The organism is Natrinema soli, assembly GCF_028618695.1.
The window spans coordinates 1-1,075 of the sequence record NZ_JAQIVI010000819.1 but is presented as its reverse complement, the minus strand read 5'-3'; the positions used below and the strand labels follow the sequence as shown (position 1 = coordinate 1,075).

2 protein-coding genes and 1 pseudogene are annotated in these 1,075 nt (G+C 66.7%); 1 reads left to right on the top strand and 2 read right to left on the bottom strand.

Features of this window, described 5'->3' with window-relative positions; genetic code table 11:
* A partial coding sequence (locus tag PGX04_RS33275) for an undecaprenyl diphosphate synthase family protein (protein WP_273742379.1) occupies nt 1-366 on the top strand: 366 nt, incomplete at its 5' end.
* Between the two features lie 40 nt (nt 367-406).
* Here PGX04_RS33275 and PGX04_RS33270 read toward each other — a convergent pair.
* Both PGX04_RS33270 and PGX04_RS33265 read right to left on the bottom strand, forming a co-directional pair.
* Nucleotides 407-802 (bottom strand): DUF7344 domain-containing protein, encoded by a 396-nt coding sequence (locus tag PGX04_RS33270; RefSeq protein WP_273742378.1) that lies wholly within the window; start codon nt 800-802, stop codon nt 407-409.
* Between the two features lie 146 nt (nt 803-948).
* Nucleotides 949-1,075 (bottom strand): annotated as a pseudogene (locus tag PGX04_RS33265) (polyprenyl diphosphate synthase); the annotation flags it as partial.

Genomic DNA, 1,075 nt, shown 5'->3' with positions numbered 1-1,075 from the left:
CGGCCGGTCGCCGTTCGCGGACCGGAGGACAGGGCGCGTGCGGACGCGCCGATCCGGATCGGGATCGGCCTCGGCGGGAAACACGAGTTCACCAGCGCGGTGCGGACCCTCGCCGAGCGGGTCGAGTCGGGCGAACTCGATCCCGACGAGATCGACGACGAACACGTCGAAGGCCACCTCGTGTTCCCGTCGGAGCCGGATCTGGTGATCAAGACCGGCGCGGAGCGACTCTCCGATTTCATGATCTGGCAGTCGGTCTACTCGGAACTGTACTTCACCGACATCAACTGGCGGGACTTCCGCAAGCGGGACTTTCTCCGGGCGGTCCGCGAGTACTGCAATCGGTCGCGACGGTACGGTCGGTGAACTAGCCCTGCCTACTCGCCGCCGTTGGCGGCTCCGTGAGCTAATCGGCAGAGTCACGCCGCTGTGACGCGTTCGAACCCGGCGACTCGACCGCACCGGCGAGTTCCGCGACCCGATCGTCCGCGACGACGACGGGACGTTCCAGATGGACCGTGTCCGTCTCGCGGTCGTACTCGAGGACGTCGCGCGCCTCGAGTTTCGGCAGGACGACGTGGACGAGCGAGACGCGGACGGCGCGTTCGTCGGCGTCGTCCCGACCGACGACGGCGTCGGTCAGCCTGTCGACCGGGAGCGGTGATTCACACGTCGAGAGCATGTGGAGGATGAGACGCGTTCGCGGGTTCGCGAGGAGCGCATACGCCTCATCGAGTTCCACGTCCGTGAGCCGGACGAATCGTTCGACGTCGACGGCTGGCGCACTGTGAAGAGCCGGCATCGGGCCTAGTGTTGTTCTACTGATGGATAAAGGTTTTCTGGTGGCGTTCGCTATGGTACCAGTCGATCCTGTAGCCGACCGACCGCACGACGACCGTCCGATCGGACACGCACCGGCTGTTAGCGGCGACACTGCCGGCGGGCCGCTCAGTCAGCGATTCGGCTGCTCGAGTCGCCGGACTCGAGTTCCCCGGCGTCGGGCCGTTCGCTCGAGGGGAGCGAGTCGCGGAAGCGGTCGACGATCGAACGGGCTTCGGCGAGCTCCGGCTCGCTG